The sequence below is a fragment of the Puniceicoccaceae bacterium genome (genome assembly GCA_040224245.1).
In the GTDB taxonomy this organism is placed as follows: domain Bacteria; phylum Verrucomicrobiota; class Verrucomicrobiia; order Opitutales; family JAFGAQ01; genus JAKSBQ01.
Genome location: JBEGIR010000071.1, coordinates 69,743 through 94,907, shown reverse-complemented (window position 1 = coordinate 94,907; position 25,165 = coordinate 69,743). Strand labels below are relative to the sequence as shown.

19 protein-coding genes and 1 tRNA gene are annotated in these 25,165 nt (G+C 53.8%); 12 read left to right on the top strand and 8 right to left on the bottom strand.

The window, feature by feature from the left end; all coding sequences use genetic code 11:
• Nucleotides 1-7: 7 nt before the first annotated feature.
• A complete protein-coding gene (gene leuA, locus ABQ298_12020) occupies nucleotides 8-1,711 on the bottom strand; it encodes a 2-isopropylmalate synthase (protein MEQ9825101.1) in 1,704 nt (567 codons plus the stop codon).
• 853 nt (nucleotides 1,712-2,564) lie between these two features.
• A complete protein-coding gene (tatA, locus tag ABQ298_12015; protein MEQ9825100.1) occupies nucleotides 2,565-2,831 on the bottom strand; it encodes a twin-arginine translocase TatA/TatE family subunit in 267 nt (88 codons plus the stop codon).
• Between the two features lie 440 nt (nucleotides 2,832-3,271).
• On the opposite strand from tatA, the gene ABQ298_12010 reads away from it, so the two are divergent.
• The 3 genes from ABQ298_12010 to ABQ298_12000 all read left to right on the top strand — a co-directional run bounded on the left by ABQ298_12010 (nucleotide 3,272) and on the right by ABQ298_12000 (nucleotide 7,985).
• Nucleotides 3,272-5,074, top strand: a complete 1,803-nt coding sequence (locus tag ABQ298_12010; GenBank protein MEQ9825099.1) for a phosphoenolpyruvate carboxykinase (GTP) — start codon at nucleotides 3,272-3,274, stop codon at nucleotides 5,072-5,074.
• Between the two features lie 169 nt (nucleotides 5,075-5,243).
• A complete protein-coding gene (locus ABQ298_12005) occupies nucleotides 5,244-6,617 on the top strand; it encodes a TrpB-like pyridoxal phosphate-dependent enzyme (GenBank protein ID MEQ9825098.1) in 1,374 nt (457 codons plus the stop codon).
• 72 nt (nucleotides 6,618-6,689) lie between these two features.
• On the top strand, nucleotides 6,690-7,985 hold the full coding sequence (locus tag ABQ298_12000; protein ID MEQ9825097.1) for a mechanosensitive ion channel domain-containing protein: 1,296 nt from the start codon (nucleotides 6,690-6,692) through the stop codon (nucleotides 7,983-7,985).
• On the opposite strand, the gene ABQ298_11995 is transcribed toward ABQ298_12000, so the two are convergent.
• Entirely contained in the window at nucleotides 7,986-8,984 is a 999-nt protein-coding gene (locus tag ABQ298_11995; protein MEQ9825096.1) for an FAD-dependent oxidoreductase, read from the bottom strand. It lies immediately after the preceding gene.
• 55 nt (nucleotides 8,985-9,039) lie between these two features.
• On the bottom strand, nucleotides 9,040-9,510 hold the full coding sequence (locus ABQ298_11990) for a hypothetical protein (GenBank protein ID MEQ9825095.1): 471 nt from the start codon (nucleotides 9,508-9,510) through the stop codon (nucleotides 9,040-9,042).
• A gap of 242 nt (nucleotides 9,511-9,752) precedes the next feature.
• Here ABQ298_11990 and purL point away from each other — a divergent pair, with 242 nt between their 5' ends.
• The 7 genes from purL to ABQ298_11955 all read left to right on the top strand — a co-directional run bounded on the left by purL (nucleotide 9,753) and on the right by ABQ298_11955 (nucleotide 21,075).
• Nucleotides 9,753-12,089, top strand: a complete 2,337-nt coding sequence (gene purL / locus ABQ298_11985) for a phosphoribosylformylglycinamidine synthase subunit PurL (protein MEQ9825094.1) — start codon at nucleotides 9,753-9,755, stop codon at nucleotides 12,087-12,089.
• A gap of 44 nt (nucleotides 12,090-12,133) precedes the next feature.
• Complete coding sequence (purM, locus tag ABQ298_11980; GenBank protein MEQ9825093.1) at nucleotides 12,134-13,198, top strand: phosphoribosylformylglycinamidine cyclo-ligase; 1,065 nt, start codon at nucleotides 12,134-12,136, stop codon at nucleotides 13,196-13,198.
• Between the two features lie 35 nt (nucleotides 13,199-13,233).
• A complete protein-coding gene (gene purQ / locus ABQ298_11975; GenBank protein ID MEQ9825092.1) occupies nucleotides 13,234-14,520 on the top strand; it encodes a phosphoribosylformylglycinamidine synthase I in 1,287 nt (428 codons plus the stop codon).
• Nucleotides 14,521-14,566: 46 nt separating this feature from the next.
• Nucleotides 14,567-16,486, top strand: a complete 1,920-nt coding sequence (locus ABQ298_11970) for an amidophosphoribosyltransferase (GenBank protein MEQ9825091.1) — start codon at nucleotides 14,567-14,569, stop codon at nucleotides 16,484-16,486.
• A gap of 179 nt (nucleotides 16,487-16,665) precedes the next feature.
• Nucleotides 16,666-17,529, top strand: coding sequence for a hypothetical protein (locus tag ABQ298_11965; GenBank protein MEQ9825090.1), 864 nt, complete (start codon nucleotides 16,666-16,668; stop codon nucleotides 17,527-17,529).
• A gap of 185 nt (nucleotides 17,530-17,714) precedes the next feature.
• Nucleotides 17,715-19,043: a phosphoribosylamine--glycine ligase gene (gene purD, locus ABQ298_11960; protein MEQ9825089.1), complete on the top strand. Its 1,329-nt coding sequence runs from the start codon at nucleotides 17,715-17,717 to the stop codon at nucleotides 19,041-19,043.
• Between the two features lie 70 nt (nucleotides 19,044-19,113).
• Nucleotides 19,114-21,075 (top strand): phospho-sugar mutase, encoded by a 1,962-nt coding sequence (locus ABQ298_11955; GenBank protein MEQ9825088.1) that lies wholly within the window; start codon nucleotides 19,114-19,116, stop codon nucleotides 21,073-21,075.
• Between the two features lie 114 nt (nucleotides 21,076-21,189).
• Here the strand turns inward: ABQ298_11955 and ABQ298_11950 are convergent, their stop codons facing one another.
• The 4 genes from ABQ298_11950 to ABQ298_11935 are packed head-to-tail and all read right to left on the bottom strand — an operon-like array spanning nucleotide 21,190 to nucleotide 23,849.
• Nucleotides 21,190-21,981 (bottom strand): hypothetical protein, encoded by a 792-nt coding sequence (locus tag ABQ298_11950; GenBank protein MEQ9825087.1) that lies wholly within the window; start codon nucleotides 21,979-21,981, stop codon nucleotides 21,190-21,192.
• Nucleotides 21,959-23,014 (bottom strand): Rieske 2Fe-2S domain-containing protein, encoded by a 1,056-nt coding sequence (locus ABQ298_11945; GenBank protein MEQ9825086.1) that lies wholly within the window; start codon nucleotides 23,012-23,014, stop codon nucleotides 21,959-21,961. The genes ABQ298_11950 and ABQ298_11945 overlap by 23 nt, the downstream gene beginning before the upstream one ends.
• Nucleotides 23,015-23,072: 58 nt before the next feature.
• A complete protein-coding gene (locus tag ABQ298_11940) occupies nucleotides 23,073-23,567 on the bottom strand; it encodes a hypothetical protein (GenBank protein MEQ9825085.1) in 495 nt (164 codons plus the stop codon).
• 6 nt (nucleotides 23,568-23,573) lie between these two features.
• Nucleotides 23,574-23,849 carry a hypothetical protein gene (locus tag ABQ298_11935; GenBank protein MEQ9825084.1) on the bottom strand — a complete coding sequence of 92 codons (276 nt, stop codon included), beginning with the start codon at nucleotides 23,847-23,849 and terminating at the stop codon, nucleotides 23,574-23,576.
• Nucleotides 23,850-24,107: 258 nt separating this feature from the next.
• Between ABQ298_11935 and ABQ298_11930 the strand changes: the two genes are divergently transcribed.
• Nucleotides 24,108-24,183 (top strand) — tRNA-Thr (locus tag ABQ298_11930).
• A 113-nt stretch (nucleotides 24,184-24,296) separates the two neighbouring features.
• On the top strand, nucleotides 24,297-25,151 hold the full coding sequence (gene accD / locus ABQ298_11925) for an acetyl-CoA carboxylase, carboxyltransferase subunit beta (GenBank protein ID MEQ9825083.1): 855 nt from the start codon (nucleotides 24,297-24,299) through the stop codon (nucleotides 25,149-25,151).
• Nucleotides 25,152-25,165 lie beyond the last annotated feature (14 nt).

The window sequence follows — 25,165 nt, the reverse complement described above, 5'->3', positions numbered from 1 at the left end:
CAGTGCCTCAAGCTACGGGTTGCGCGCTTGATCGGTTGTAGGCCGACACCAATGCCTTGAGGCTGGCAAACTCGATGTTGGCGTCGAGTCCGACTCCCCAGAACTTGGGTCCTTTTCCGTTGTCGGCCTGGATGCAGATGTAGGCGGCGGATTGTGTTGCAGAACCCTCCCCAATCGCATGCTGACGATAGTCCACGAGTTTGAAATCCTTTACCCCCATCACTTCCAGTGCATTCGCAAACGCATTGATCGGGCCGTTCCCAACCCCGGAAAATGCATGTTCAATGCCCTGCAGTCGCATGACGCCCGAAATTTGGTAGGTCTTGTCTGGTTCGGCCTTGCTTTCCCGGTGCACGTCATAGTCCACCAGTTCCAGCGGCTCTGACAGATTGGCAAACCCGGCGAGGAAGCAGTCGTGGATTTCCTGCACGGACAGTTCGCGCTGCTGACGGTCGGCATGCTGGTTGATGCAGTGGCCCACTTCCGGGTGCATCGGTTTGGGCAGGTCATAGCCAAACTCCTGATTGAGGATGTAGGCGACGCCTCCCTTGCCGGACTGGCTGTTGATGCGGATGATGGCGTGATAGCTGCGACCAATGTCGGAGGGATCAATCGCGAGGTAGGGGATGGCCCAGTGTGCATCGTCGCTGGCTTCCTGCTTGCGCAGGTCCATGCCCTTCTTGATCGCATCCTGATGCGAGCCGGAAAACGAGGTAAAGACGAGTTCCCCGGCATACGGATGACGTGGTGGGACTGGCATGTCGGTATTGCGCTCGCAGACCTCGCGAATCGCGGGCAGATCACTCAGATCCAGCTGCGGGTCCACTCCATGCGCCATCAGGTTGAGCGCCACGTTGATGATGTCGAGATTTCCCGTGCGTTCCCCATTGCCAAAGAGGGTTCCTTCCACCCGGTCAGCGCCTGCCAGCAAGCCCAGCTCGGTAGCGGCCACACCCGTGCCCCGGTCATTGTGAGTGTGCAGTGAGATGATCACGTGTTCGCGCTGCTTCAGGTTGCGGATGAACCATTCGATCTGGTCCGCATACACGTTGGGGGTCGATACTTCGACCGTGGCAGGCAGGTTCAGGATCACTTTTTCCCCAGCCCTTGGCTGCCAGGTATCGAGTACCGCTTCGCACACTTCCAGTGCATAGTCGACCTCGGTGTCCGAAAAGCTTTCGGGCGAATACTGTAGGGTGAAGTCCGTCTGCGGCAGCATCGATACACGCTCCTTGATCATGCGTGTGCCGTCGATTGCAATCTGTTTGATCTGCTGCTTGTTCAGGTTGAAGGTTACCCGCCGCTGCAGCGGAGAGGTTGAATTGTACAGGTGAAAAATCACCTTCTTTGCACCCTGCAAGGCTTCAAAGTTGCGTTGGATCAGGTGTTCCCTGGCTTGGCAGAGCACTTGAATCGCAACATCATCCGGGATCAATCCCTGCTCGATCAGCCGTCGCGTGAACTGGAATTCGGTGTCGGAGGCCGAGGGAAAGCCCACTTCGATTTCCTTGAATCCCATCTTCACGAGCAGCTCAAACATTTCGGTCTTCTGGTCAATCGTCATGGGATTGGCGAGTGCCTGATTTCCGTCGCGCAGGTCAACGCTGCACCAGATGGGGGCCTGCTGGATCGTGCGGTTCGGCCAGCGTCGATCCGGCAAGTCAATTTTGGGAAAGGGTTTGTATTTCTTTTCGATGTTAAAGTGAAACATGGCAGTAAGTCCGCAGTTGCGGATCAATAGGTCAATGAGTGTCCGTTTTAAGGAGCACAGGTTCTGAGCGCAAGGCCCAAGGCTTTATGGATGGCAGGACTCGGCGGTGAGCCGGGCTGCAGGTCCGTCGGGTTCATGGCCTCATGTGCCGATGCCTCTGGTTGGCGGATCTGCGGTGGCAACGCATCGAAACCTTCCGGCGTTGCAAATTCAGGGTGCGCGCTGCACCAGTTTGCGTACTTATTTCTCCCCCAGGGGGAGCAGCAGCAATCCTCCGCGCTGGCGTAGCAGAACCGCCGCGCGATCAGGCGATGCCACAGCGGCAACATCGCAGCGCAAGGGCAGGGATGCAGGGGATTGCAAACAAACGTTCATTCCTCCCTTGCACTCCCAATTGCCCCACTTGTCAAGTTTTTAACCGCGAGCGGATGAAATGCAGGAGCCAGGAGTTAGGAGTTAGGAGCCAGGAGTTAAGTCTCTCGTCCTGTTCGGAGGAGGGGTGGATCAACTCAATGAGCCATCCCTACCCCTATCGGTTGATAGGGAGGCTTGGGGTGAGGGGAGTCGGGATTACGGGTAGTGTTGTGGAGGTGTGAAGCGAGGGAGATGAGGGTAGGGGTGTCAGCGGGGTGTAGATGGGACGCGAGCTGGAAGCTCCCGCTACGATTTGGATTTTCAATTTGAACTTCTTTCTACTGTGTCCATTGGGCGGAGCTGAAGTAGGCCCGAAAACAGGATAGAGGTGTGCGGGAATACCAAAAAGGAAAATGCATGTTTGAGAGAACACCATCATCCCCGGACAAAAAAAACCACCCTGTTGAGGTGGTTTTGAGAACGTGCGATGGGATGGCAATTACGATTGAGTCTCTTGCTTGGTCGCCTGTTCGGTCTGATGGGGAACGCTCTGCTGGGGTGGAGTGACCTGCCTGGGTTGTTCGTGCATCGACGAATTGATGTCGTTTTCAATATCCCTTGTGGCTTTCTTGAACTCCTTGATGGATTTTCCAAAGGAACCAAAGAGTTCCGGCAGCCGCTTGGCGCCGAAGAAAATCAGGATGAACATGAAGATGATGGCGAGCTCGGGAAGCCCAACGTTCTGGATGAAAGCGAGAGTGGTCATGGTCGTTAGTTTTGGGAGAAATAATTCCCGTTCACAAGCTTCAAGTTAGCACAAGGGGAATCCCAAGGTCAATGCAATGCCCGATTTTCTTTGTGCGAACATCGGTTTCCGCCGTGCAGATTGCCTGCAAATGAAGGGAGGAGAGTATCGTGGTATGCAGGTTTCCTGCAAGCCAGCAGCGGGAATTGAGACTACAGTTGATGCGAAAAGATAGCCCTGCATAAGGGATTTCAATTTTTATCATCAGTTATGCTAAATTGTTTTGACAATTAAATAAGTAAAACTTTTGATGGTTGCACAAACGGAAGTTTTACCGAAGGTCTTTCGAGGCAGTCGGGAAAAAGGCCACATTGCTCGCAAGTGAATTGTGGGGTCATGTGGCCTTTTTTCTTACCTAAACGAATCGATAACAGAGAAACAAATCTATCACTGGAGAGAATATGAGTCTACCAACTAACCACAAGAAGCTCATCGAATGGGTAAATGAATGTGCCGCGATGACGACCCCCGACAAGGTCGTTTGGTGCGATGGCTCTGAAGCAGAATACCAGCGCATGTCTGATGTTCTTGTTGAATCTGGCCTTGCCGTCAGACTGGCGAAGCGCCCCAACAGTTTGCTTTTCCGTTCGGATCCGAGTGATGTGGCGCGAGTTGAAAACCGCACCTACATTGCAACGCGAACCCAAGAAGCTGCTGGACCTACCAACAACTGGATCGATCCGGAGGAACTGAAGGCAACCATGCGCGGCCTTTACAAGGGTTGCATGAAGGGTCGTACTCTGTATGTGATTCCCTTCTCGATGGGGCCTGTCGGCTCTCCGATTTCCAAGATCGGCGTGGAGCTGACGGACAGTGAATACGTGGTGATCAACATGCACATCATGACGCGTGTTGGCACGAAAGTACTTGAGGCACTGGGAGAGGACGGCGAATTCATTCCCTGTCTGCACTCCATTGGCAAGCCGCTTGCCGAAGGTGAAAGCGATGGGGGATTGTGGCCCTGTGCACCGCTCGACAAGAAGTACATCGCCCATTTTCCCGAGGAGCGCCTGATCTGGTCCTATGGATCGGGATATGGTGGAAACGCCCTGCTCGGCAAGAAGTGCCTGGCGCTTCGCATCGCATCGGCGCAGGCGCGGGATGAAGGCTGGATGGCTGAACACATGCTGATTCTCAAACTTACCAGCCCTGAAGGAGTGGTGAAGCATGTGGCGGCTGCGTTCCCGAGTGCTTGTGGCAAGACAAACCTGGCCATGCTCGTTCCGACCATTCCGGGTTGGAAGGTTGAAACGGTGGGCGATGATATTGCCTGGATGAAGTTTGGAGATGACGGTAAACTCTACGCGATCAATCCTGAGGCAGGATTTTTTGGAGTGGCTCCGGGAACTTCGATGGATTCGAATCCGAATGCGATGCGTTCCATCGAGAAGGATACCATTTTCACCAATGTGGCTTTGACCGAAGATGGAGATGTTTGGTGGGAAGGAATTGGCTACGATGCCCCCGGCAAACTCATCGACTGGAAGGGCAACGAGTGGGATCCAAAAACTGCGGACACACCTTCCTCGCACCCGAATTCGCGGTTCACAGCAAAGGCTGCCAACTGTCCCTGCATTGCGGACAACTGGGCGGACCCGAAGGGAGTTGCGATTGATGCCTTCCTCTTTGGTGGACGCCGCCCGTCGGTGATTCCTTTGGTTCACGAAGCTGACAGCTGGGAGCATGGCACATTCATGGGTTCCATTGTCGGTTCGGAGATCACTGCAGCTGCGCTCGACCTGGCCGCTGGCACGATCCGCCGCGATCCGATGGCGATGTTGCCCTTCTGTGGTTACAACATGGGCGAGTATTTTCAGCACTGGATCAATCTCGGCAAGCAGGCAGGTGTTAAGTTACCCAAGGTGTTCTTCGTGAACTGGTTCCGCAAGACCGATGATGGCAAGTGGCTCTGGCCCGGCTTTGGTGAAAACTCCCGGGTTCTGGAATACATTTTCCATCGCTGTGAAGGCAAGGCCCAGACAGTGGACACGCCGATCGGCAAAATGCCGGCAAAGGGGCAGATCAGCTTGCCTGAGGGAGTAACGGAAGAGGATATGGACGAACTGCTTGCCATCGATATTGAGGGCTGGAAGAAGGAAGTAGCAGATATCCGTGCCAATCACTACCCGAAGTTTGGTGACAAGCTTCCGCAAGAGCTGAAGGATTTCCTCGATTCGCTCGAATCCAAGCTCAAGAACGCGTAACGTTTTTGTTATCGCAATTCGAAAAAGGGCCAGCCTCAGCAGTGGGGCTGGTTCTTTCTTGTCTTCGTGAATCTGAAATTTTCTACCCCTCAACGACGAGGGAATGTCCATTGACAGCAGGATGTGCAATCTGTTTGTTTTTGGCCTGTAACCCCACGTTTACCCGCTCATGAGTCGAATTAAGAAGATCGTTCTCTCTGATGAGGAAATGCCGCGCCAGTGGTACAACCTGGCAGCTGATGTTCCGATGAATCCTCCGCTTGGACCTGACGGAAAGCCCATCTCACCGGAGATGCTGGCACCCGTATTCCCGATGAACATCATCGAGCAGGAAGTGAGCACAGATCGATGGATTGACATTCCGGAACCGGTTCTGGAACTGCTGGCCCGGTGGCGTCCCACTCCGCTGGTCCGCGCCTATGCTCTGGAGGAGGCATTGGGTACGCCTGCAAAGATTTATTACAAGAACGAGAGTGTGTCTCCGGCGGGAAGTCACAAACCGAATACGGCAGTTGCCCAGGCATGGTATAACAAAACCTTTGGCATCAAGCGCATCACGACGGAAACGGGGGCAGGGCAGTGGGGAAGTGCACTCTCCTTTGCCTGTGCATTGCTCGGCCTGGAGTGCAAGGTTTTCATGGTACGCATCAGTTTTGACCAGAAACCGTTCCGCAAGATGATGATGGGAACCTGGGGCGGAACTTGTGTGGCGAGTCCGAGTATGGAAACCGAAGCAGGGCGCTCGATCCTGGCACAGTATCCGGATACACCCGGATCGTTGGGCATCGCCATTTCGGAAGCGGTGGAACAGGCCGTGTCCGATGCGACCGGACAGACGCGTTATGCCCTGGGCAGCGTGCTCAATCATGTGATGCTGCACCAGAGCATCATTGGACTGGAAACGCGCATTCAACTGAAGAAATTTGGCGAGACGCGACCGGATGTGGTGATTGGGTGTGCAGGCGGTGGAAGCAATTTTGCGGGTTTGTCCTTTCCCTTTCTGCATGATAAGATCAACGGTGATGCCATTCGAGTCGTTGCGGCTGAGCCTGCTTCCTGTCCGACGCTGACGAAAGGCCCCTTTTCCTATGATCATGGTGACGTGGCAAGGATGACGCCGCTGCTGCCCATGCACACTTTGGGGCATCGCTTCATTCCGGAACCCATCCACGCGGGTGGACTGCGCTATCATGGCATGGCTCCGCTGGTGAGTGCTGCGGTGCAGCAGGGGTTGATCGAAGCGCAGGCGATCCATCAACTGGAGTGTTTTGAATCGGGCCTGCTGTTTTCCAAAACGGAGGGCATCATTCCTGCACCGGAGACAACGCACGCGATCGCCTCTGCCATTCGCGAGGCAAAACAGGCCAAGGAGGAAGGAAAGCAGCGTGTGATTGTATTCAACTTCAGCGGTCACGGCATGATGGATCTCGTCGGTTACGAAAAATACCTCGAAGGGCGCCTCGAAGACTACGAGTTGCCGATGGAAGTGATTGAGCGCTACCTTGCGGAGATCAAAGGGCATCCTGTTCCGGCCCGGTTGTAGGGGCAGCTTCAGGTATTGTGTCGGTTGTTTTTCGGTTGATTGAGCGCTCGCGCTCGGCTTGCATGGCAGGCGATGGAAACTGAAGCTGATCTCAAACCCTTTCTGACTCAGACCCTTGCGCATGCCCTGATGGATCGGGGCATCGGACCTGCGCTGGCATGGTATTCTGCATTTGGCATGACCCTGCTGGTATTTCTGTTGATTGTATTTGCGTTGGTTTATGTGCGAAAGCAGTACGTGCAGGTCCTGGTGCAGAAACTCACGGCGAAGACACGCTTTCGCTGGGATGATGTGCTGACACGCCATGGGTGTTTCACCTGGGCAGTCAATCTAGGGATTTCGGTTGCCTTCATTCTGCTGTCTCAAGTCTTTTTTGGGAACATGAATGTGGGTGGTGTCCCGCTGGGACAATTGATCACCACCGTGTGCAATTTGTACTTCATCGTGACGCTGCTGTTGCTGGTGGATTCACTGCTCAATGCAGGAATGGGGTTCTATGGGCTGCTGCCCATATCGAAGGACATCGAAATCAAGGGCTTCGTGCAGGCGGTGAAACTGGTGGTTTTTCTCGTGGGTGCGATTTTCTTTCTCTCGGTACTGTTGGGGAAGACACCGGTCTATTTTCTATCAGGTATCGGTGCGCTGACCGCTGTCCTGCTGCTGATTTTCAAGGATGCGATTCTGGGACTTGTGGCCGGAATTCAGATCTCGGTCAATCGCACGGTGAGGGTTGGAGACTGGATCGAAATGCCAGCGCACGGGGCGGATGGAGATGTCACGGACATCTCGCTGACAACTGTGAAAATACAGAATTGGGACAAGACCATCACGTCGATTCCGACATACGACCTGATTCAAAAATCCTTCAAAAACTGGCGTGGAATGCGCGAAGTGGGTGGGCGTCGCATCAAACGCTCCCTCATGATCGATCTGAGCACGGTTCGCTTTGCTGACCGGGAGATGATCGATCACTTTCGCTCCATCACGTTGATCCGTGACTATGTGGATCAGAAAATTGCGGAAATTGATGCCTTTAACAAGGAGAACGGGATCATGGATTTCCCGAGAAACGGACGTTCACTTACCAATATCGGGACCTTCCGCGCTTACTGTGTGGCCTATCTGAAAGCAAATCCGCAGATTCATGATAAACTGACCTTTCTGGTGCGTCAGTTGGCGCCCACATCCAAGGGTCTTCCTATCGAGATCTATGTATTCTCGAAGGACACAAACTGGGTGAACTACGAAGCGATCCAGTCCGATATCTTTGATCACCTCTTTGCCATTCTTCCAGAATTCAGGCTGGCTGCGTTTCAGGAGGCATCGGGACTGGATGTGAGGTCACTGGGAAGCGCATTATCGCGCTGATCAACTTCGAAGTGGGCGTCGGGAGCGTTTGTCGAGAAACTCTGCTGCGGCCATTAGACCCGAGAGTGCGGCACCTTCGACCCGAGGTCCTCCGAAGGCATCGCCAGCGAGAAACAGACTTCGATCTGCATCTTCGACAAAGACATCGTGCCAGGGGTTGATGGGAAAGGAATAGCCCCAACGGTGGCATTGCCAATCGATCACATTGGATTTCAGGTAAGGGCGGGCGGCCTCGATCAAGAGAGGAGCACGCTCAGCGTCGGGACTCTCCCAGTGCTTGTCGGCAAAACCAGGTGTTGCGTGGATCGTAATCAGCGGGACATCCGGGGAGATGCCCTTGGCCTGATTGTCACCGATCCAGGTGATCGGAGCATCATTGATGCGAATTGCCCCGGTTTCTGACAGTTGGGCGGGACCATCGAGTTGCGCGATGATCGTGATGCCACGGTGATAGCGAATCCCTTTGAGTTCGTCGTGCAGGCTCACTTCCAAAGGACTGTCACCTGCTTCGAGCAGTGTCAGGGATTGGGGAAGTGGAGCGGTGAGAAAGAGGGTTTGGCAGGCATAGGCAAGCTCGCCCTGCACCGTGATCTGCCAACTGCGGGATGAAGCGTCGTAGTGCACATGGTCGACCAGAGTCTCCTTGCTTACCTGCAGATTGCGCGCGATCCACTTGGGGGCATCCGTCATGCCCGTGCGACCGCAGTAGCGAACGTAGCCTTGAGCACCGAGTTCGCAGCCTTTGGACACATACCAGCGCTTGCAAACTTTCTCCCCCAGCCATTCGTCTACGATCATCTGAAACCGCAGATCGCGGGAGGTAAACAACTGTGCTCCATGATCGGCACGTCCACCTGCGAAGCGTCGGGTGGCCATTCGACCGCCGACTCCACGGCCTTTTTCAATTACCAGCACATCGACGCCGGAATCGTGCAGGGCCTGAGCACAGAGCAACCCTGAGATGCCAGCACCGATGACGATGGATTCGTGAGTCTGCATGGAAGGGAAAATCGGGTTCAGGTAAGCGGAAACCAGTCGTTGCCTCGTGCCGGAATCATTCCGATTTGAACACCTTGCGCAGCATGGGTTTCAATCCCTTGTCAATGGCTGCCATCTGTTCCAATGCTTCGGTTTGTGCATTTTCCCAGGAGAGCATGGCGTTGGGGGAACGTTGTTCCATGAGTTCAAGGGTGCGTTCGTAGAGCTGAAGCTGCCGAAGTTCTTTTTTTCCCGGCTTCTGTGACAAGGTCTCCAGCGAAGTCTGCAGGTGATGAATGCGCTGTTGTTGCTCGTCAATACGTGCCTGCAGCTCGTCCTGCGCCTTGGCACTGATCCGCATCTGGGCATTCATCTGTTCCTCCAGGCGTCGGTAGTCATAGCGGGCATCCGCGATTTCGTCATCCAGCTCGCGCCGGTAGATCCGGGTTTTGATGAGGATGAAGAGGGATAACAGCAGGCCTACACCGAGGCCGGAGAGGGCCGCGATCGAAATCGGATTTTTCAGAAAACTAAGGATGAATTCCATGATGTTTGAGTTGGGACTCCTCTGACGAGTCCTGGAGCAGTTGAACTGACGATGGGTAATGTGAGGCAATTTTCCTGTTTTGTCGAAACGGAATTTGGAAAACCCGGCGAAGCCCATGAAGTGGGCTGCACTCTGTCTTGTTTTTTTCGGGTGAGGAGCAGCTGTGCCCGTTGGGATTCGCAGCTGTTGATGTGAACGGAAAAATGGCTCGACACATCGGAATCGCAATGCTTGCTAGGGGTATGACTTTCACATCGGAGTGCATCGACTTTGAGGGAAAAACGGACGCGGAAATTCAATCCATTTTGGCGGAGTATCGGCTGTCACTGAAAATTGAAGAAGTTCGGAAAGTGCAGTTTGAGATTCTCAAGCGTCCACCGTCAGTTTCGGAACTGGTGCTTTGGTCGATCCAGGGGTCGGAACACTGCTCCTACAAAAGCAGCCGACCGTTCCTGAAATTGTTTCCCACAGATGGACCCGGAGTGATACTCGGACCGAAGGAAGATGCTGGAATTGTGGAACTTGCCCGCGATCAAAACGGCATGCGATACGGCATTGCGGTGAGTCATGAGTCGCACAACCATCCCTCACAGATCGTTCCGTACGAAGGAGCGGCCACCGGGGTGGGAGGTAATGTGCGGGATGTTTGCTGCATGGGCGCAAAAGTGATCGCCATTGGAGATGCACTGCGCTTTGGGGAGCTCGAAAATGCAAAGGCACAGTGGATTGCAAATGGCGTTGTTTCCGGGATTGCGGGTTATGGAAATCCGTTGGGAATTCCCAATGTGGTGGGCGATGTCTATTATCACAAAGGATACAACGACAACTGCCTGGTGACCGTGTTGACACTTGGCACAATCCGAGAGGATGAAATCATCCATTCATCCGTTCCCGAAGGAGGTGCGGGATACAAGTTGATTCTGGTGGGCAAGCCGACTGACAACAGCGGCTTCGGAGGCGCAAGTTTTGCTTCACTCGAACTCGAAGAGGAAAAGAAGGAGCAGAACAAAGGGGCGGTGCAGGAACCCAACGCATTTCTCGAACGCCACATCCTCAAGGCAACCTATGCGCTGGTCGAATGGCTCAAGGCCAATGGACACATCCATCGCGTGGGGTTCAAGGATTTGGGTGCGGGCGGGATTGCCTGTGCCAGTGTGGAGTTGGCTGATTCGGCAGGATATGGTGCCGATGTGGATCTGGACGCTGTGCACGTGAGCATGGATGATCTCCCCGATGCGGTGAAGCTTTGCTCGGAAACGCAGGAGCGATTCATGTGGGCGGTACCGGAAGATCTTGTCGAGACCGTTCTCAAGCACTACAACGAAACGTTTGACTTTCCCAGTGTTTCACACGGTGCCCGCGCGTCGGTGGTCGGCAGTGTTCGAGGGGATACTCTGTACCGCGTCACCGCCAAGGGGCAGGTGATTGTCGAGGCCCAGGCAAAGGACGTCACGGAGGGATTGATCTATCATCGCGAGCATCACTATTCCCGCTCCCCTCGTGATGAAATCGCATATGATGAACCTGCCTCCTATGCTGCAATCATCCAGCAAGTGATCACGCATCCGGATGTTGCGAGCAAGCATGGAGTGTATCGCCGGTATGATAAACAGGTGCAGGGGCTGGTGGTCATTGAACGTGGGCAGGCTGATGCTGGCGTGCTGCGTCCCTATCTCGATGCGGAGCGCTATCCCGAGAGTATTCGACAGGTGGGCTTGGCCGTGAGCATGGCCCAAAATCCGCATTGGGGTCGCATTGATGCCTACTGGGGCGCTGCCATGGCAGTTGTGGATGCAGTTGCGAAACTTGCGTCGGTCGGAGCTGCTCCCATTGCGATTTCGGATTGCCTTTGTTTTGGAAACCCTGAAAAACCCAGTCAGATGGGGGAATTCGTGGAAGCGATTCGCGGCATTTCCGACGCATGCCGCGAGATTCGACTGAAGGCGCACCCGGATCATGCGATTCCGGTCGTTGCTGGCAATGTATCCCTCTACAATGAGACGAGGGAAGGAAGCATTCCCCCGAGTCCCATGATTGGTTGTGTTGGCCGACTTGAGCACGTGGATCGGGCGGTGACACCGGGATTCAAGGCAGAGCGTTCGATCCTCTTCCATGTGGGCACGATCACGGATCGCATGGGCGGGAGTGTGTATCAGGAAGTGATTGGGCGTGACTGTGCTCCCATGCCAACGGTGGGCTTTGCAGAATTTGGCAATCAGGTCAACGTGGTGACCGATCTCATCGATCAGGGGCGAGTCCTTGCGTGCAAGGCTGTGGGTCCCGGGGGATTGGCGGCAGCCCTGGCGTGGATGTGCTTTCATGGCGAATTTGAGTGCCGGGTATGGATGCAGTCTGGATTGCGCAAGGATTTCCTGCTGTTCAATGAAAGTCCCGGATTTGTGATGGAGGTATCGCGTGCGCATGCAGATGAAGTGGAAACCCTGCTGAACGAGCGGCACGTGAAATTTCAAAAAATCGGAGAGACCGTGAACCGAGGCAATTGTGAGATTCAGGGCATTCGATTGCCGGATATGGCTGGATTGAAAAACCGTTGGATGACGGCACTCGACAATCTCTGATCGGCACAGGAGCGGCCTATCGAACCCACTGCATTTTTCCCCTTATGAATGATCAAAAAGCCAACAAAGTGACGTATCAGTCGGCTGGCGTAAACATCGATGCAGGCATGGAAGTGGTTGCCCGCATCAAGAGCAAAGTCCGCTCGACCTTTTCCCCCGCAGTGATGGCGGACATCGGCAGTTTTGGTTCGATGATCGACCTTGGCGCGGTGTTGAAAGGCTATGATGAACCAGTGCTCATCCAGAGTATCGATGGAGTGGGCACGAAGGTGACCCTGGGATGCAAGCTGCGCCAGTTTGCCGGGCTGGGGAAGGATATTGTGAACCATGCCTGCGATGATATCCTGGTTCACGGAGCCAAACCCATCACCTTTCTCGACTATGTGGCCAGCCAGGAACTCGAACCCGCAGTTGTGGCAGAGATTGTCGGAGGCATGGCAGATGCCTGTATCGAGAGTGGAGTTTCTCTGGTCGGAGGGGAGACCGCAGAGATGCCACCGACCTATGCCAAAGGGGAGATTGACATTGTCGGAGTGATCACGGGTGTGGTCGAAAAACGCAAGCTGATCACGGGGGCCTCGATTCAACCGGGACAGGTGATTGTGGGGCTCGCCTCCAGTGGATTGCACACCAATGGGTATTCGCTGGCGCGCAAGGTGCTTCTGGAAATCGCGGGGCTGGATCTCACCGTTCATCACAACGACCTCGGTATGACTTTGGGGCAGGCACTGCTCGAGCCTCACCGCAACTATTATCCGGCCTTTGCCGCTGCAGATGCTGCAGGCATTCGCATCCATGGCATGGCGCACATCACGGGAGGAGGATTTTATGACAACATTCCCCGCGTGTTGCCTGAGGGTTGTCAGGCCGAGATTCAGCTGGGAACCTGGCCAGTGCTCCCGATTTTTGATCTGATTTCAAAGTTGGGTGGTGTGGAGCGTGATGAAATGTTTCGCGCCATGAACATGGGCATTGGCATGACCTGGGTGGTTGACGCTGAGCAGGCATCCCAGTTGATCGAAACGGTCGCAGCGGCGGGCTATGATGCTTATCGCATTGGTTCCATCGTGCCGGGAGATTGCAAAGTGGTGTTGAAAGAGAGGGGTTGAAAACCTGCGTTCAGTGAATTCAAACGAATTGATACATGGAGAAAACGATAGCAGTCGTGCAGTTTCCGGGGAGTAACTGTGAAGACGAGTCCATATTTGCGCTGCGAAGAGCGGGTATTGCCTGTGAACCATTTTTATGGAACGCTCCGGTGGCAAACCTGCGGAACTATGCAGGCTATTATATTGTGGGCGGATTTTCGTATGAGGACCGCTCACGAGCAGGTGTCATTGCTTCGCTCGAACCTGTGATGCAGGAGATCGCCCGAGAGGCAGCGTCGGGCAAGGTTGTGCTTGGCATCTGCAATGGGGCACAGATTCTCGTGGAAACAGGGCTGGTTCCGGGTTACCGGAGTCGGCACCTTGGCATGGTGCTGGCGCCCAATCGCATGGAGCGCCAGGGACGGCTGGTGGGCGTCGGTTATTACAACGACCACTGCTACCTTCAAACCGGACTTGAATCCGGGCGCAATGCCTTCAATCGAAAACTGGGGGCGAAAGATCGCATCCGGGTGCCTTTTGCACATGCGGAAGGTCGCTTTCTGTTTGAACCCACGCTTGCGGACCAGATGGAAGAGTTGGGCATGCTCGCATTTCGTTATGTGGACGCCTCTGGTGAACGGGTAGTGGACTATCCCGTGAATCCGAACGGATCCGAGCGAAATGTGGCGGCAGTGACCAATGTAGCTGGTAACGTGATGGCGATGATGCCGCATCCGGAGCGTGTGTCTGAGGGGGACGTGATTTTTGAGTCCATCGGTGAATACATGCGGGAATATGATCGAATTTCGCTCGATACGACCGAGCTGAAGGAACCCACACGCGCGCAGAATGAAGATGCCATTGCGATGGGGAAGCTGGAGCCAGAGTTCGAGCACCTGCCGGTGAAGTTGATCATCACCGACAATACGGCCTGTTCGATCGAAGATGCGCTCGAGAAAAAGGGATATGCCATCTCGGTGGAGCGCTGGGTGCTGTGGAGCCTGCAGGCAGAGGCTCCTCTCAGTTCTGCCCAACATCAGGCCCTGGTTGCATCGGGGGAATTGTTGAATACAAACAAGGAGTGGATCGACGCGATAGATCAAGTGCAGCATCCCACACCGGAGGGAATCACCCTGTTGGTCGATTCTCCGGTCAATCCGGTCGCGGCCATGCGCCTGCAAACCCTGAAAAAACGCTTTGCGATGAACCATCTGCGGCAGATACGACAGCGCACGATCTGGCGTCTGACCGATCAGAGCGGCAAGGGAGTCGACTGGCAGGCACTGGTCAAAACCCACATTTTCCACAATCCGGTGACGGACACGCTCTGTCGACTCGCCTGAGTCCGGCATATCGTTTTCGACATTGGTACCCTGAGGACCCGATTCCATGAGTGATCCGATCAAGCACGAATGTGGCGTGGCGATGATTCGCCTGCTCAAACCTCTCGCTCACTACAAGACGAAGTATGCGTCTCCGCTGTGGGCCTACAACAAGCTCTTCCTGTTGATGGAGAAACAACACAATCGCGGTCAGGATGGGGCGGGTATTGGTTGTGTGAAGCTCAATGTGCAGCCCGGACTTCCCTACATGTTTCGGGAGCGCAGCATCAAGAGCAATCCACTTGCGCGAGTCTTCCGCAAGGGCTTGAAACAGTATAACAAGCTACTGGAGCGCGGGGTGATTGACCCGGAGCATGTGGCCTCGGTGAAGCACCATTTTGATTTTGCCGGTGAAGTGTATCTGGGGCATCTGCGCTACGGCACGTCGGGTGGATACAGCGAGAGTTCCTGCCACCCGTTTTTCCGCAAGAACAATTGGCCGACCAAGAATTTGATGCTGGCGGGCAACTTCAACATGACCAATACGCCCGAACTCAATGATCGCCTGATCGCGATGGGGCAACACCCGATCTTCGATACGGACACGCAGACGATCCTGGAGGAGATTGGTTTTGAACTCGACCATGAGCACGATCGTCTCTATCGGGCCTATCGTGAAATTGAGGGAGAAAACGGCGCAAACATCACGAACAAGATCAGCCGGGATCTCGATGTGGCCCACATCATCGGTGCCGCCAGTCGCAAGTGGGATGGAGGATATTCGATCGCGGGGTTTTTGGGAAATGGAGATGCGTTCATGATTCGGGATCCATGGGGCATCCGTCCGCTTTTTTACATGCAGGATGAGGAGGTCCTGGCCTGTGCTTCGGAGCGCGCACCTCTGATGACGGTTTTTGGGAAAAAGGCAGAGGAAATTCGCGAGTTTCCTCCGGGTGATATTCTGGTGATCAAGGCGGACGGTCGCATCCTGCAACAGACGATTCGAGAGCCAAAACCCAAACGTTCGTGCAGCTTTGAACGCATCTATTTTTCACGCGGGAACGACCTCGACATCTATGAGGATCGCAAGCGGCTGGGTGCGAAGCTTGCCGGACCGATTGAAGAGATCATCGGTAATGACTTTGAAAACACGGTGTTCAGTTACATTCCGAACACAGCGGAGATTGCATACAAGGGAATGATTCAGGAGCTTCGCCTGCGTCGCCGACTTGAGGTCAAGAAGGCGATTCTGGAAGAGGCTTCGCGCGGAAAACTGACCGAAGAATTTCTCGATTCGGTAATCCTGCGCAATTGGCCGCGTTCGGAAAAGGTGGCAAACAAGGACATCAAGTTGCGCACTTTTATCAGTCAGGAGGGGAGTCGACAGGAGTTGGTATCGCATGTCTATGATATCACGTATGGTACGGTGGAACCCAAAGACATTCTCGTGTGTGTGGACGATTCCATCGTTCGGGGCACCACCTTGCGCAAATCTGTCATCAGCATCCTTGCCCGACTGAACCCGCGCAAAATCGTGATCGTGTCGACCGCACCGCAAATTCGCTACCCGGACTGTTATGGCATCGACATGTCTCAGATCGAAAAATTCATCGCTTTTGAAGCGGCTACGGAACTGTTGCGTGAGGCAGGGGAAACACAGCTGATCGAGGATGTGTACCGGGAATGCAAGGCACAGGAATCGCTTCCCAGTGACATGCTCGGGAATAAGGTGGCGCGGATTTATGACGCATTCACCACGGAACAGATTTCGGCAAAAATTTCGGAGTTGGTCAGACCCCAGGTGGAGGGTTGGGACGGTGAATTGCAGATCGTCTATCAGACCATTGATGCACTTCATGAAGCCTTGCCGGAGCATACGGGTGACTGGTATTTCACGGGTGAATATCCGACGCCGGGAGGGTATCGTGTGCTCAATCGGGCCTTCATCAATTATTTCGAGAAAAAGACGGGCGGACGCAGTTATTGAAGGCTCGGTTGAAGGGTGCTGGGCGTGCATCCTTAAACTGGGATTGAGCGTTGACTTTGCGCGCGCTGTGCATGCAGTTTGCAGTCCCTGTTTGAGTCATGTCTGTCCCACATTCATCCACTGGTTCTTCTTCCAATCCTCGCAGACGCGCCCTGCGTCGCTGGTTTCAGCGATGGGGGATGGCTATCGTCTGTATTCTGGCTGGCCTCTGGCTGGCGCTGTTCCCTCCGCAACGCATGGAGTGGCTCGACCCCATCGCGGACTCCTATTTTGAGGATTCGGTGCTGAAGGCGTCGGTTTCCTATGGCACAGCCCGGCTGATCAATGCGGGAGTGTCCGTGGTGAAGGAATCATCGGTTCAACTGCAGCCAGCTGGCATTGGTGTATCCATGGCAGTCGGACAGGTACTGGATCCGCTGGACGACCTGACCGAGCGCATGTCAACTGTTCTGGTCACCGCGATCGTGTCCCTGCTTGCGCAGAAAATCGTATACGAGGTTGCGCAGGAGTTCGCTTTTTTTGTGTTGGGAATCACGTTGGGAGTCATGGGCGTATTGTCCTTGTTTCAAAACCCGGTAATTCGCCATTACCGCAACTTGTTTGGCAAGATTTCACTGTTCCTTTTTGTGGTTCGCTTGTTTTTACCATGTTCTGCTGTGCTGGCACATCAACTCAATGAGCGGCTGTTTTTTCCGCAAATCCAGGAGCATCGGGAGCAGATGGAACCGGTCGTCAAAGAGCTGCAGGGGTTGACTGAATTTGAGACTCCCCAGATCAAGGGCTTGGGCGATGTGTTCTCCGAACCCGTGCGCATGATGAATGAGAAGACTGCTCAGTTGAAGATCACCATGGCGCTGCTGCTGTTGCATGCTGTGGAGATTTATCATCACATGACTGCTATCATGGGGCTGTATATCGGGATTTTTGTGGTGCAGGTATTGTTCCTTCCGGTGGCGATGTATTGGCTGCTGAACAAGATTCTGTTCATCTTGTTTGCGCAAACGCTTCCGCATCCCTGGATAGGGGAAGTCCGATCTGAGTAGCTTTACGCAGAGGATTTTACGCTCCACTCTGTTCAACTGGGAACATCGGTAACCTTGACGTGATGTGTGCGCTGCGAGCTGTGTGCTGCGCGGTTTCATTCTGTATTTTTTGAGAAAATGCCTTTGCCTTGAAGTGAGCACCCGTTGAATAATGCGCTTGGTATTGTCCGAATCAGACCGACACCATGACCCATACGAATAAACGCTTGCTTCTTGTAGGATCGGGTGCCAGGGAACACGCTCTGGCCAAGGCGATTCATCGCTCTCCGCAACCAGTGGAATTGCTGGTATTTGCCTCGAATTCAAATCCGGGCATCGCTGCACTTGCCAGTGAGATGATAGTGGGAACCATCACCGACGGGCAAGCTGTCGCGGGGTGGGCAAAAAAACGGGGGGCAACACTCGCGATCATTGGACCGGAAGCACCGCTTGAAACGGGAGTTGCGGACGCACTTTGGAAAGAGGGCATTCCGGTTGTTGGACCGACTCAGGCCCTTGCTCGTTTGGAGACGAGCAAATCCTTCACGCGTGACCTGTTGCGCGATCACAAGATCGGAGGATGTCCCGCCTATGCGACGTTCAGGTCGATGGAGGGCGTTGAGGATTTTCTCCGCAGATTGGGTGATCGCTATGTGATCAAAGCCAATGGGCTGATGGGAGGGAAGGGTGTGAAGGTAGCCGGAGATCACCTGCACAGTCACGCCGAAGCGATGGAGTATGTGGAGTCACTCATTGCAGACGGAGGTGAAGTGGTGATTGAAGAGAAGATGATCGGTGTCGAGTTCTCGTTGATCAGCCTTTGTGGCGGCAAAACGCTACTGCATTTTCCGGCGGTCCAGGATCACAAGCGGGCATTTGAGGGGGACAGCGGTCCCAACACGGGCGGCATGGGGTCGTATTCTGACAGCGATCACAGTCTTCCCTTTCTAGACGACAGCGATATCGAACAGGCGCGTTCGATGAATGAACGGATTGCCGCAGCCCTTTGGAAGCAGGTGGGTCAACCTTACAAGGGTGTGCTGTATGGCGGGTTTATGGCGACGGCTGAAGGCACCATGATCGTGGAATACAATGCGCGCTTTGGGGACCCGGAATGCCTGAATCTGATGAGTCTGCTTGAGGGTGATTTCGTGGAGATGCTGGAAGCAACGATTGAGGATCGTCTGGATCAGCTGGAGTCGGGTTGTCAGACCAAGGCCAGTGTCTGTAAGTATGCGGTGCCTGAAGGCTATCCGGAACAACCGCTCAAAGGCTTTGAATGGGATGCGGATGACGTCAGTGGGGTGGATTTGTATTTGGGTTCGGTGGATTGCGTCGATGGGAAATTGTTGGGTGCAGGGTCCCGCACGGCAGCGGTGGTGGCCCTGGGAGAAAGCATCGCCGAGGCGGAAGCTTTGGCCGAGGCACAGGTTTCCCGATTGAAGGGACCCCTGTTTCATCGTCGTGACATTGGAACCCAAGCCCTGCTCGAACAGCGTGTGCATACCATGCAGAACCTGCGCGGCAAACGTTGATGGCACTCGATCTTGGGCTTCGTGAACGAAAGCAGTCAAACCTGATATCAACCTTTAATCATTATTCAACATGAACCTGACAGAAGCAATTAAGGCGGCGCATGCAAAAGGGGCGTTGCTCGATTCGACACGTGATCATCTGCTGGAATGGATCGAGGCAGATTTCCTGCCCGACTGGTCCATGCAGTCGCTTGAGGAACTGATCGGTTCTGAGCGTTGGGATGAATTGAACAATCGCTTCTACCAGTACATGACCTTTGGAACCGGAGGCATTCGTGGGCGCACCATCAGCTATGAAGTGACACGGGCTGAGTGGGGTGGAAAGTCCGAACCGGAGGCACCAGCACATGCAGCTGTGGGATCCAATCTGTTGAATGATTTTAATTTGATTCGCGCCTGTATTGGTCTGTTTCGCTATACGCGTGGTTTTCTGGATGCCAGTGAGCGCGGTCATGAGATTCCGACTCTGGTGATTGCACACGACGTGAGGCACTACTCCGCGTATTTTTCAAAACTCTGCGCATCGACCTGGTGCAAGATGGGAGGCAATGCCTACATCTATGACGGTCCGCGTTCCACTCCTCAACTGAGCTTTTCAGTACGCTACCTGGGGGCACATTGTGGTGCCATGATCACGGCAAGTCACAATCCCTATCATGATAATGGATTCAAAGTGTATTTTGAGGACGGCGGACAGGTTGTTTCTCCGCATGCGGAAGGCATCGTAGAGGCTGTTCAGCAGGTTGCGTTGCAGGATTTGCCTGCATACCTTGAGGTGGAAACAGAGCGCGTGGTGACGCTTGGATCTGCGTTGGACAAGGTGTATCTGCAGAGTACCCGTCAATCCCTGATTGACCCTGACATCATCGCAAAGGCACAGCCAAAGGTGGTATTTACTCCGATCCACGGGACGGGTGCCATCGCGTCGGTTCCCATGCTGAAGGCCGCAGGCCTGGATGTGGATGTGGTCGATGTGCAAATGAAGGCTGATCCAAATTTTTCAACGGTGAAATCGCCAAATCCGGAAAATGCGGAAGCACTCAGCATGGCGGTGGAAAAGGCAAAGGAAGTTGGCGCGGATTTGTTGATCGGTACCGATCCGGATGCGGATCGCGTTGCGGCGGCAGTCAGGGATGCTTCGGGTGATTATGTGATCCTTTCGGGCAATCAGACGGGTTCGTTGCTTGCTGCCTACCGAATTGAGCGATTCAAAGAGCTGGGGGTGCTGCCTCCAGAAGGATCGGCCAATGCAGCACTGATCAAGACGTTTGTGACGACTCCACTGCAGGAGAAGATCGGCAGGGAAAACGGACTGAAGGTGATCAATACACTTACCGGTTTCAAATGGATCGGAGAGAAGCTTCTGGACTGGGAACAGCAGCTCAAGGACGCCATGCTTGCCGAGGGGATCGCCTTGGACTACGACGGTATGCCTCTGGCGAGCAAACGTGCTTTGCTCATGAAGCATAGCACGTGGTATGTATTTGGAGGCGAGGAAAGTTTTGGATACTTGTGCGACGACAGTGTTCGCGACAAGGATGGAAATGCGGCAACCCTTGCGGTGGTAGAACTCGCGGCATGGCTGAAGTCCAGAGGGAAATCCATTTTGGAATACCTCGACGAACTCTACATTCGCTACGGATTTCACATGGAAACGCTGGGAAATGTCTATCTGGAGGGAGCGTCAGGTTCCAGGCAGATCCGAAATATCCTTCGTTCCTACCGGGAGAATGCGCCGACTGAAATTGGGGGTATTGCCGTTGAATCCCTTACGGATTTTGGACGGGACGTACTGCATGATGCCGATGGCAAGCGCATACCCGCGCAGGATTTTTATCTGATCAAGCTTGCCAATGGATATCAGTACGCGGTTCGGGGCAGTGGAACCGAGCCGAAGATTAAGTTTTATGTGTTTGCTTCTGCAGCTGTTGCCGATGCAGAAGAACTCGCCTCGATCAAGCAGCAGACTGCGGTTGAGATTGAGCGCATCAAAACTGCCATTGTCGACGATGCGATGACCCGTGTGGACTGAGAAAAGTATTGAGGAACAACAAGGGCAGTGGATTCGGGTGAGTTCGCGACGAAGGACAACCCGTCCCTGCCTTGCTTTCCAGAATGCTTTCAGCTCAGCGATGAGATCTTGTCATCAGGGTTGAAGGGTTTCGAAGAGCGAAACATCGGTGCGCAGCACGTATTTGTTTCCCCATCGAAAGACATCTCCGGTGATGCGAACGGGCACCTCCACAAATTCGAGTATGTCTGCGTTGATGGGTTCACCATCGTTTCCGGTGATTAGCAGCTCAAGGGTTTCACCGTTGGCACCGTGAACCAGCAGAAGCGGAGGAATGCCATTCGCGATGGAACGAACTGAGCATGCACGGTGGGTTTTCCCAAATCCCGGATTCAAGGCGCCATAGTAGCATTTACTGTCTACAATCACACCGGTCAGCTTATAACGTCCCAAGGCTTTTTTTGTCAGTGAAAGGGGAGGGTTTTCGTCTTCGTAGGAAGTTTGTTGCAGGTTTTTGGCATCCACTTCGATCACGGTTTGGGATCGGTTGAACATCAGTGAACCCCGCAGGCGAACGGTTTTGCCATCCAGTGAGGCAGCTGTTTCGGGCGGGAACCCACTTTTCCCCGGATGAACAAGCAAGTAGGTGGAAACATCCTGTTGGGATTCACCGATGCTACCGGGCCGGTCAACCATCAGGAAGGGAACCGGATCGTCGAACAGAACTCCCTCCAGTTCATGGTTGCTCAAAATGCGGTGGAAGGAAGGTTCGTAACGGTTTTGAAGTGCGGGGATCAGCAGAGCCAGCGCGAAGGCAAAGCCGAAGATGCCAAAGAGGCGATGGTAGAGAAATCGGCGCTGGAGCGGTGGCACCACACGTTCAGAGCCGATGAAAAACTCTGATTCAGGCTGGGTTCGATGTTTCATGATCTGGAATGATCGCGGGTTCGACGTAGGTGCCGGGGAGATTCGGTTTGTGGTTGATCCAGATGCGGCGACCAATGATTTTGACCTCAAAGGTAGGGACTTTCTCCGTTCCCGGGTCCGGGGCAGCACCATCTTGTGGTCGGTAGCGTTGACCATGCCATGGGCAGGTTACGCAGCCGTTGATGATGCGTCCTTCGCCTAGCGGCCCGTTTTGGTGTTGGCAAACATTGGAGATCGCCGAGATTTTGCCATTGTAGCGGAAGATGGCGACCCGCTCGCCGTGCAACTGCACTGTACGGGCACAATTTTCGGGAATCTCGTCCACGGAAATGGTTTCCACAAAATCATCTTCCGAGTTCATGCGTGCATGAAAGCCTTCGATCAGTTCTTTGATTCCCGCAATCAAGTGTAACAGGCACACGATGCTGACACCGGCAAAGACGATCAGTGTGAACACGAGGTGTTTTTCGGTTTGCAGAATCCCAAAAACAACGTGCGCGATGATCAGGCCGTAGGCGATATAGACGAGCATGTGCAACGTCTTCCAAACCGGAGGAGAGAGGTGTCGAAGCCAGAAGTCATGGCTGGTGGCTGCCATGAGTCCGAGGATGCAAAGTGCAATTGCCCCAAAGGTCTGAAAGGGTGCGGTGGCAATGGTCGTGCCCGAATCACTCACAAAGACGCTCACGATGGGATGCATCTCAGAACCGATGTGATAGGTGAAAATGACAATCACCCCATGGATCAAAGCGAGCAGAAAACAGGATACCCCGAGGTGGCGCCGGTTATAGAGCAAGGGAAGGAAGCGAGTGTTCAGGCGGCACAAGGGGCCGATTGCCAGAACAATGTGCAGCAGCAGGTAGGCAGCCGTTCCAAATGCGCGGATCAACAGAATTTCGAGTGAAATCGTCGGAGTAAATACAAACGAAGCCAGGGTGAAGAGGACCAGATAGGTGGAGATGCCAACCCAGAGGTAGTTATCCAGTCCACGTTTAAAGTGGTTCCATTTGACGGGTTTGTAGGTTTCACTCATGAGAACGTGGGCCGCTATCACGGCGCGATGACGAGTTTGAACGATCAGGCATGCGTTGTTATTTGAGTGGGTTCACAAGGGGCGCTTCAGAAACCACTTTGTCTTCACCAAGGCTGTAGAGGATCAGAAAACCGTCGCGGTGTCGGGCGACTTCGGGCAGTGGGTAGATGCTGGGTTCGTTGGATGTGAAGGTGCCCAGCAGGTGCATGCTTTCACCGATGCCGGAGCGGGCAGAGTAGGAGCGTGGAGACCAGTAAAGAAGGATGTCGGGATTTGAGAGCGTGCCGCCAAAGGTCAATTCGACCGCAAGCGGATGCTCAGGCGTTGTATTGGTCAGCAGGCGTGTATTGAGATCGCTGAAATTTTTCCACAAGTGGGCCTTGTGCCATACTTCCAGTGGATAGCTGGAGGGTTCCGCATGTTCGAATTTTGGAAGCACCATCATCGGAACTGACTGCACTCCTCTCAGGTATCCGTAGATCACCAAGCCCGGCAATCCCAATGCCATGATCACAGAAAAAAACAGGTGTCGTCGTCGAAGCGGGCGAATCATGGCAACTCAATCCGATGCGTGGGTATGGTAAGTTTTTGCGGCAATGCGATGCGCGTTGCGTTCCTGGGGAGGTGTTTTTACTCCAATGATCCATCGGATCGCAAACAGCGGCCAGAAGATGACCAATCCTGGAAATACGAATGCTTTGAAAAGTAGACTCGTTCCTTTGGCACAAGGGTCAGACTCCTCAATTCCAAACAGGAGAAAAAGGATTGAAAACACGACTCCAATGATTCCGTAAAGGGTCGCAGCAAAAACCAATACTTCGATCAGGAGTTCCATTGGTGCTTGATTAGGTCGGTTGGGGCCGCGGCAGTGCTGGTTGACGGGTTTGGGTTGGTGTTCAAGTTGCGAAAAAAGTCAGTAAACATGCCAGTCAGACTATTGTAAACTGCATTCTTGTGAATTCGGTTTTTACAGGGACGCTTCCATTGGAAGCATGCGATGCACGTGATGGCAGAGACAAGTGTTCAATTGCATGATTTTGGGAAAATTTTGCTTTGATCGGAAGCTGAAGTTCTCTATCGTTTTTAGTTTTCGGCCACCTTAGCTCAGCTGGTAGAGCAATTCATTCGTAATGAATAGGTCGTCGGTTCGAATCCGACAGGTGGCTCCATTTCACAGTCGATCCGATTGGCTTTAAATTATTCCCCGGACCGAACATTTGCGGGTTATGGGTTGATTTTGAGAAGGAGAGGGGTTTTACTCCGTCACTCATTTTGCATCATTATGGCATTCTTCAGCAAGCCCAGTTATTCGACGATTACTTATCGGAAAAAGAAAGACATTCCCAAGGGACTGTGGACCAAGTGTCCGGTAACCGGTGAGATTATCTACCACAAGGACCTGGAGAAGAATCTCATGGTCGTTCCCTCAAGCGGCTATCATTTCCCGATCAATGCCCGGGCGCGCATTGCTGCGCTGTTGGATGAGGGGACTTTTGTGGAATCGGAGACACAGATCCGTCCCACTGATCCGCTTTCCTTTTCGGCAAATGGCGCTGCTTACATTAAAAAACTGGCGGAGAATCAGGCCAAAACGAAGGAATATGACGCCCTGATTTGTGGCAGGGGAACCCTTGATGGGGTGAATGTGCGAATCGCTGTGATGGATTTTCGCTTTCTCGGAGGCAGTTTGGGTTCGGTCGTAGGTGAAAAAATTACGCGCACCATTGAAGCCGCCGCTGATGAAGGTTGCGCGGTGATTGTCGTATCATCCTCGGGCGGCGCCCGCATGCACGAAGGCATCCTCAGTCTGATGCAAATGGCGAAAACAAGTGCAGCACTCGCCCGGCTTTCGCAGGCTGGATTGCCTTACATCTCCGTTCTCACCAACCCGACGACGGGAGGGGTAACCGCCAGTTTTGCCACCCTTGGGGATTTGATTCTCGCCGAACCCGGTGCGCTGATTGGATTTGCGGGGCCTCGCGTTATCAAGGAAACCATTCAGCAGGATCTTCCGGAAGGATTTCAAACGGCAGAGTTCCTACTGAAGGCAGGATTGATCGACCAGATTGTGCCGCGAACAGAGATGCGCAAACGCATTGCATTTTTTCTTAAGGTTTACAGCCGTCGTTCGGCCTGAAGCGTGTTTGCATG